Genomic DNA, 7,646 nt, shown 5'->3' on the forward strand with positions numbered 1-7,646 from the left:
TATAAAAAATACGAAATCCAGAGAGTCTTATTTGAGTATGTCCAAAACCGCACTCTTCTACTCCCTATTGTAAAAAATGATGGCTATGGCCCCTAGGAACAACTTTTTTCGGTTTGTTACATGTATTCATTTTCAATCTTATCATGACCCATATAATCGTTTCTGGACTAGGATTATACCCATGCATGTTCTAATAAGAAAGGTATACAAATAGTGATGGACCTTGTAGGATTTGAACCTACGACCGGACGGTTATGAGCCGTCTGCTCTTACCAACTGAGCTAAAGGTCCCTAGAAAAGCATATGTATTACATGATCTTTTTCTTAGCCCTCATCATTTTTTGAAAAAGAAAAACACTCTCATGAGTGCTCTTCTTGGACTTGATAACCACTTTAATTTTAATAACATCTCTTGATATACTGACAAATATACATAAAAACCCTATCTAGATTTATTCTATCATATGTACCCAACATTTTTGTTGAGAAAATAATCGCGCGCACTATGATTTCACATATACACAGCCAATATATGTGATTGGTGGAGGAACATACTATGAATTATTCAGGTAACATTTCAAAAGTGACAAACTCTTCAAGATATTGTAACGTATCTTGAAATTCATTTTTATCAAAGGATGCACAGCGCCCCCTCACTTGTACCACTTTCCCCTTTTCATATTGAGGTTCAAGATATGTGATCACAAATATATCTACATTACGATCTGGAAAACAGTAAAAAATCACTTTTTTTCCTGACCAAGCTAATGGATAAATGGTTTTTAATTTTGCCCTTGTTGCTTCATCTCCAAGATGCGGTGCAGTATCTATGGTTTGCCCTACAAAATCAGTTCTTTGTTGATGAACAGTTTGGAGTAATGCCTGATTCACATCAGTAAAAACATAGTCCGCTTCGTTTTTTTTGAACATAAAATACATACGTGAATGATGTTTCTCATAGTCTTGCAGCAACTCTTCTAACAATGAACATAAAACCATTTTCATCTCTTTTTAATCCCTTCTGTGTGAATGATAGAGTATAGGTTTATTTTAATTCAAATATCGAGAAAAACAAATTAAAAATTCCGAATATTTTTTAAATACCCTCAAATATCTACTGGTCTGTAATTACAGTGCTTCTAAAGAGTTTATCCCTTCGGAATATGCAAGATCTTACACATTCATTTTAAGCGCCAGACACCTTATATGTAATAAAAATTTATTACATATAGATTACAAGACATCTTTATTTCTCAATCATTTAGCTATAAGGACAATATATTTTTTCTTATATAATGAACTTGGTTCATTTCATACAAATTATAAATAAAGGAGGTTTTTTATATAAACATCTAAACAAATTCTGTTTTATTCTCAAGCAAATTACATGTATCTAAACTAGCGATTATAAAGGCAATCAAGATGGTAATAAAAAGAAGGTGATAGAAATCAATGTATTCTATTGTAACTATTTCTGAAAGCCAATTAGCCTCCATTTATGAAAGACTTCATCAAAAGCAGCGAACTATTATCATCTCTTTGATACATTTGATGAAGTAAGATTAGATATTATTATTCCCTTTTGAAATGCATGGACAAACGAAATGTGGAGGGAGTGATCGTGTTGAATAAAGAACAAGCTTATACATTTCTAAAACAAGTGTATCAAGATGTTATCTTAGATTTGAAGTTAGATAAAATATCAGATTATTTTAGTGAGCAATATATGCAAGTTACAGATGGTACAGAGGTGAATATACAAGGGTTTCATACTCACATGGAAACTTTAAAAAGTATAGTAGAAACACTGGTATTGTCACCTTTTTATGACTTTTTGTTTGATGAAGAGAAGCAAACAGCAACGCTAAGATATGAAATTCATGTAAAGAAGAAAAATGGGAATAGTGGTATCGTAGAAATCATAGCGATTTTCGAATTAAAAGATGGGAAAATTTTACGTTGTAATGAACTAACTCGTTCCTTACAACCTGATGATGAATTTAATACCATTGGAAAAATTAATATAAAAAAATAACACCTAAGTTTGCATGCATCATATGTTGCGAAGCCAAAACCTAAGCTCAGGTTTTGGCTTCGTTTGGCTAGAATACGACTTATGTTCATCTTATTGAAGCAAATTTACTTCCTTTCATACACACTAGCATGTATCTCAATAAGAACTGGCAGATGAGCAAAAATACCGCATGCTAACATTCCAATTGTTTTATGCACTTTTAAATACCATCCATATTCTTATAACATCGTTGATACATCATTCATATAGTCCACGCTTTTTCAAATGCTCACGTAAACTACTAGCGCGACATTTTAACCGTTTTGCAATTTCCACATATCCCATTCCTATATTCCGTAACTGAACCGTATCCTCACATAATTGATCCCATTTCCATTCTGCATTCTTTGCTTTCACATTTTCCTCCCCAGACAAATGTTTTCCTAACCGATATACTTCCTTTCCCCATTCACAATTTTCGATGCAATGTTGATAGGAGCCGAATAGATATTCACACCCACGGCAATGCTGTTCTTGTATATTTATAATTTGAATTCTCGTTTCTTTTGCATTCATCTTCCATTCTCTCCTATGTTTCTTTTTCCTTATGATAACAAAAGAAACATATTTTGTTTATAAAACTTATTTCGGCATCTAAAATAGCTTGTTTTACAATTTTCGACACAAATAACTCATAGGGCATCTTATTCTTTTGTAACATGTATCCAAATTTTAATTGAGAAAATTCGGATTGTGTTTACAAGAGGAGAGACTCGATTTATTATATGTGCATATATAAATTTAAAATTTAAAGGAGGTTTGTTATGCAAGCGAAAATAGGAGAAACAATCGTATTTGAAAGAGATGGTATGGAGATTACTGGTATCGTGATCAAAAAGTATGAACGATCCATATTAATTGAAATTGTAACCGTTATGGGTGGCGACTTTCCATATGATAGAACCGTTGTGAATCATAAAAAATATCGACTTTGTATAGACAAGAATAAATAACTGGGAGACTTTTTATGTATAAAAATAAGCGAGTTTCATTTTAAAAAATAATAATTCTCAATGGTATTGATGTTTCTTGTTTCATGATATGGAACTTGATTACGAACCGCTATGTCTAATTATGATGAATCGTAATACAAGATCTAAAAAATATAAATTGGTAAGGTCACTGAAGATAGAGCGATGCAAAGGTAAGCTCCCTCCGCTGATTCAGAGCATAATCAATAGAACTAAGGAGCATACAGTGTATATGGAGTTGTATTTCACCTACGAAAAACACCTATTACATTTAAAGGTATCTAAAACCCGTATAAACGGTTAGTAATTGATTTATTCGTTTTGCTATTAAACTTAATTTAAAACTCCTTACAATAGAATCCGGGCGCCGCAAATGAACTGACAGCGAGAATGTTTGGTCGTTGTAACCAATTTATATTAATTATTGGTTGTAACGACAGGTGCTTTTTCTGCAGGTACATACAATAAATTAGATGCATTGACTTGAGAAGGCTCTGGTGCTTTTTTCTTTCTCATGTATACTTCAAGAAGGAAAATACATGAGCATGGCTAAATACTTATAGTGGTGTCACACACCATTTTTCAGAAACCATCGAAGACAAATCTAATGTATCACTTAAATGAAAAAGGAGCGTTCCGATGGAATTAGAACAAGTTGTGCACAAATATGAAACAGGTTTATTACGTTTACCTTATGTTGTGGGAGTAGGAATGGGATTTATAGGGGGGAAAGAAGTGATTCAGATATTTGTTTCTAAAAAAGTACCACGTTCTCAATTAAAAGTAGAGGAACAGATACCTGTACAATTAGAAACATACCCAACGAACATTATAGAAGTGGGGAGCATTACAAATCATTACATGGGATAAGGGGGAGAATGTTATGAGAAAACATTCAAATATAAAGGTGTTGACGGTTCAGGAACAACAAGACATTCAAAAAGTGCAACAAAGTGTAGAGGATGATTTCTTACAGTTTCGGAATGTAACAGGTATTGGAGCTGGTATTCAACAGGTAAACGGGGTTATGACAGGAACACCCTCTTTACTTGTATTTGTAGATCAAAAACTACCTATTGAAACATTAGAAACCAATCAAGTCATTCCAAAAGAAATAAACGGAATCAAAACCGACGTCATTCAAACAGGACATCTATTTGCTGGGAATCAACAAACATTACAATTTGATACACAAGCCCTTTCCACTCGAGTTCGCCCAGCCAAAGGAGGTTATAGTGTTGCACACCGAAATGTGACGGCAGGTACGATTGCGACTTGCGTATATGATATATTACCGAATGGTTCTACCAATCCGCCAGCACATGGATATGGTATCCCAAATCGATACTATATACTAAGTAACAATCATGTATTAGCGAATAGTAATAACGCGAATATAGGTGATCCAATTTTACAACCTGGCCCGATTGATGGAGGAAGCGATCCAGCGGATCGGATTGCAACCTTATCAAGATTTATCCCGATTACCTTTTCTTCGCAAGTACCACTTGAAAATCAAAATAATCTCGTTGATGCCGCGATTGCAGAAGCACCTTTCCACCAAATAGATCGTGCGATTCATTGGCTTGGTTCTGTACAAGGCTGGCGACGGAAACAAGATGTTACCGTCGGCACACGAGTCATGAAAGTGGGACGGACCACGAATCATACACATGGCGTCATCACTGCAGTAAACGCGACCGTAGATGTGAATTATGGAAGCGGTAGGGTTGCACGGTTTCGAGATCAAATTGTCACAACAAACCTTTCTTCCGGAGGAGATTCGGGCTCTTTAATCACGACAAATGATGGCGTTGCCATTGGATTGTTATTTGCTGGTTCAACCTCAGTTACAATCGCAAACCAGATGGAACATGTACGATCGTTACTTGGCATCGAAGTGGCAGAAAATATATTATAAACATTTTCTACCCATGCGACACCTATTCAACATCTCATCGGTATATATTATATGACTTTCCTTTGTCTAAAACAGATGGACAAAAACAACCACCATGCAATCTTTTTCAGGCCCTTTCAAGGATCTCAAATAAAAAGTACGCCTTGGTATCAAAACCAAGGCGTATCAATCAGGATGATGAGTAAGTACATGTTTACTGAACAGGTACTCATATGCTAATTATTCTGGAATAACAGCTCCTAAAAATGTTAACACAGCGATTGCGATGGCCATATATATAATCCACTTCCCTAATAAAGAATTTTTCTTATTATAACCTTGAATGGATGTAGATGTAATTTTTTCAATTTTCAGAAATTAAGATTTTCCTCCCATCACTTTTCACCAAAACCATGTTTGAAAATCCCTATTCACGAAAATCGTTCGTAAACAAATACATTAGAATATGCATATCTACATGTTTCAACAAAATTTTTCGAGCTACCCTTCTCATTCTTTTTTTAAAGGGAATTTCGTCCTTTTATCGAATCTATACTCCACACCATTTTTCGAGGAGTGATTCTATTGACGGAAACATTACGTATAGAAAAATTAAACACATTCTTACCATTAGCTGCTTGCGAAGTATTGTCTGTCGAAGAACAAAAAATAAGTCTCTAATATCGGAAAGAATATTTCACAAACAAAGAGATTACTACGGGTTTAGGCACATATAATAGCAAGCTATACGACTTGTACAAAAAACATGACATTCAGACACAAGGAACAGCCCATTCAAAACGGAAGGGAAAGGATACAATCAAACACAAAGAGGATGCACCTACTGCCCTGCAACAATCCTATACCACTGAACCCAAACACTGCCACTCACACCCCCGATGCAAGGCATACCCGGGATGCCAGAACCTGAACCTACAACGGTTCCATCCGAACCGATAGAATCCCCTATTCCAGAATCTTTTCATATCCACTATGCTGGACTCAAATCGAAACAACAAGTGATTCATCAATTACAGTCCCTTACTACATTATTAGAAGAAGAATCACATGAACAGTATCAATTTTCCATTCAAATTGACACAATAGCTTTGAAATAAGAACAGAAATAGGATGCTACCACATTTTTCTTTTTTTTATATAAAATACAGTTTCTAAGAGAAATCTGTTACTCATCCATGATATATATTCCATTCTGAGGGCTCTATTGCAAAGTTTTAAATTCTTAAAAAAATACGAATTAACATGCACTCATTCAGAATAAATGCTCAGTAATATACGGAAAATGGTATAGTTCATTCATAAATTTGAGTGATTTTTAAACTTTGCAACAGAACCCTAAAAAGAAACAGTGAACTTAATCGGCACTGTTTCTTTTTACTATTTAAAATATTTCTAAGTTATATCCATATAGATTTTAACATCTTAACAAAATTACTTTACAAGTAATACTCGTGATGTAGAGTTGGAAATATTGGATTTTTGAACTTGTCCTGTTGTTGTTTGTGGTTTACCTACTGGTTTATTGTAATTAATATTTCCGTTTGCATCTAATTCATAGATTTGAGTACGAGATTCAAACGTAGTTCCTGGCGCATGACGGTCTGTTAAATCTATCACACCATTGAAAATGACTTCTTTTGTTTGATCATCTAAAGAAAATCCTAATTCTTTTAATTTATTCCAAATTGTTGGATTATGCTGAGAAATCACTTTAAATTTATTATAGGTTCTGGTGCAAAGTTTGAAAAAACACAAACTCGTTTACAAAATATAGTTATAATTTAAGCGGTCTTGAATAAGTCCAGTAACTCCTTGTACGTCGAAAAAGAGAAGTCTGGAATGTGACTTCTCTTTTGTTTATAAATAGCATGAATCGTTTCGATCCCTTTCAAGGTACGTGAAGCTTGACGAAGACTTTGAAATCCTGCGGATTTAGCAAAACGTCGTTTTACATTTCGGTGATCTTGTTCTATGAGATTATTGAAATGTTTGACGGTGCAATGTTTCGTATGCACATAAAAGTTTTTACCTTTCAGTTTTTTGAAAGCGCAAAGTAAGGCGGGAGCCTGATTTGTTGTGAGAACCGTTGGTTCTCCAAAAGCTTTGACGAGTCGCTTCATAAACATATAAGCAGCTTGATGATCACGTGTTCTACGAAGTTGAATATCTAAAGTATATCCATCTCCATCAATTGCACGATACAGATAGCGCCACTCCCCTTTAACTTTGATGTAAGTTTCATCTAAATGCCAAACAGGGGTTGCTTTTTTGTTTTTCTTTTTCCAAATTTGATAAATCAAATTACCATATTCATGTACCCAACGCATGATGGTGGTAGGATGAGCTGAAACACCACGCTCATTCAACAGTTCAGATATATCACGATAGCTTAAGGAAAAACGACAGTAGTAGCCGACGGCTACTAAAATAATATCTTTCTTGAACTGTTTCCCTTTAAAATATCGCATTTATGATTCTCCTTACTCTTTTTTTAGAGTGTAGTCTTATTTAGAAAACTTTGCAACAGAACCCTTGCAAGTAATCTTTAAACCTTGGACATACTGATACTATTACTCTACAAAAGGTGTGTGATCAGTATGGAAAAAGGTAACTACTCAGCTTCCTCACGGAAGCTTTTTTAATTTTACTAGTTTCATATGCCTCTCATTTGTAAATACTG

9 protein-coding genes and 1 tRNA gene are annotated in these 7,646 nt (G+C 34.5%); 5 read left to right on the forward strand and 5 right to left on the reverse strand.

Going from position 1 to position 7,646, the window contains the following annotated elements:
• Positions 1–217 precede the first annotated feature (217 nt).
• A tRNA-Ile gene (locus JDS99_RS29180) sits at positions 218–291 on the reverse strand.
• 270 nt (positions 292–561) lie between these two features.
• Positions 562–1,005 (reverse strand): hypothetical protein, encoded by a 444-nt coding sequence (locus tag JDS99_RS29185; RefSeq protein ID WP_199696269.1) that lies wholly within the window; start codon positions 1,003–1,005, stop codon positions 562–564.
• Positions 1,006–1,621: 616 nt separating this feature from the next.
• Between JDS99_RS29185 and JDS99_RS29190 the strand changes: the two genes are divergently transcribed.
• Positions 1,622–2,035, forward strand: a complete 414-nt coding sequence (locus tag JDS99_RS29190) for a nuclear transport factor 2 family protein (protein WP_345943242.1) — start codon at positions 1,622–1,624, stop codon at positions 2,033–2,035.
• Positions 2,036–2,272: 237 nt separating this feature from the next.
• Here the strand turns inward: JDS99_RS29190 and JDS99_RS29195 are convergent, their stop codons facing one another.
• Positions 2,273–2,590 (reverse strand): hypothetical protein, encoded by a 318-nt coding sequence (locus tag JDS99_RS29195; RefSeq protein WP_199696271.1) that lies wholly within the window; start codon positions 2,588–2,590, stop codon positions 2,273–2,275.
• A 248-nt stretch (positions 2,591–2,838) separates the two neighbouring features.
• On the opposite strand from JDS99_RS29195, the gene JDS99_RS29200 reads away from it, so the two are divergent.
• The 4 genes from JDS99_RS29200 to JDS99_RS32170 all read left to right on the forward strand — a co-directional run bounded on the left by JDS99_RS29200 (position 2,839) and on the right by JDS99_RS32170 (position 6,063).
• The gene (locus JDS99_RS29200) at positions 2,839–3,027 is read left to right on the forward strand and encodes a DUF2187 family protein (RefSeq protein WP_199696272.1); all 189 of its coding nucleotides are present in this window, start codon (positions 2,839–2,841) and stop codon (positions 3,025–3,027) included.
• Between the two features lie 657 nt (positions 3,028–3,684).
• A complete protein-coding gene (locus JDS99_RS29205; protein ID WP_199696273.1) occupies positions 3,685–3,915 on the forward strand; it encodes a hypothetical protein in 231 nt (76 codons plus the stop codon).
• A 13-nt stretch (positions 3,916–3,928) separates the two neighbouring features.
• The gene (locus tag JDS99_RS29210; protein WP_199696274.1) at positions 3,929–4,966 is read left to right on the forward strand and encodes a chymotrypsin family serine protease; all 1,038 of its coding nucleotides are present in this window, start codon (positions 3,929–3,931) and stop codon (positions 4,964–4,966) included.
• Between the two features lie 896 nt (positions 4,967–5,862).
• On the forward strand, positions 5,863–6,063 hold the full coding sequence (locus tag JDS99_RS32170) for a hypothetical protein (RefSeq protein WP_242475794.1): 201 nt from the start codon (positions 5,863–5,865) through the stop codon (positions 6,061–6,063).
• Between the two features lie 334 nt (positions 6,064–6,397).
• On the opposite strand, the gene JDS99_RS29220 is transcribed toward JDS99_RS32170, so the two are convergent.
• Both JDS99_RS29220 and JDS99_RS29225 read right to left on the reverse strand, forming a co-directional pair.
• Positions 6,398–6,676: a hypothetical protein gene (locus JDS99_RS29220; protein ID WP_199696275.1), complete on the reverse strand. Its 279-nt coding sequence runs from the start codon at positions 6,674–6,676 to the stop codon at positions 6,398–6,400.
• Positions 6,677–6,747: 71 nt separating this feature from the next.
• A complete protein-coding gene (locus JDS99_RS29225; RefSeq protein WP_199696276.1) occupies positions 6,748–7,434 on the reverse strand; it encodes an IS6 family transposase in 687 nt (228 codons plus the stop codon).
• Positions 7,435–7,646 lie beyond the last annotated feature (212 nt).

It is taken from the genome of Bacillus cereus group sp. N6 (genome assembly GCF_016483705.1).
Classification (GTDB): Bacteria; Bacillota; Bacilli; order Bacillales; family Bacillaceae_G; genus Bacillus_A; species Bacillus_A wiedmannii.

What these genes read in the sequence shown, in the direction of transcription:
- JDS99_RS29185 (WP_199696269.1), bottom strand. Translation starts at nt 1,005, where the DNA reads ATGAAAATGGTTTTATGTTCATTGTTAGAAGAGTTGCTGCAAGACTAT.
- JDS99_RS29195 (WP_199696271.1), bottom strand. Translation starts at nt 2,590, where the DNA reads ATGAATGCAAAAGAAACGAGAATTCAAATTATAAATATACAAGAACAG.
- JDS99_RS29200 (WP_199696272.1), top strand. Translation starts at nt 2,839, where the DNA reads ATGCAAGCGAAAATAGGAGAAACAATCGTATTTGAAAGAGATGGTATG.
- JDS99_RS29205 (WP_199696273.1), top strand. Translation starts at nt 3,685, where the DNA reads ATGGAATTAGAACAAGTTGTGCACAAATATGAAACAGGTTTATTACGT.
- JDS99_RS29210 (WP_199696274.1), top strand. Translation starts at nt 3,929, where the DNA reads ATGAGAAAACATTCAAATATAAAGGTGTTGACGGTTCAGGAACAACAA.
- JDS99_RS32170 (WP_242475794.1), top strand. Translation starts at nt 5,863, where the DNA reads ATGCCAGAACCTGAACCTACAACGGTTCCATCCGAACCGATAGAATCC.
- JDS99_RS29225 (WP_199696276.1), bottom strand. Translation starts at nt 7,434, where the DNA reads ATGCGATATTTTAAAGGGAAACAGTTCAAGAAAGATATTATTTTAGTA.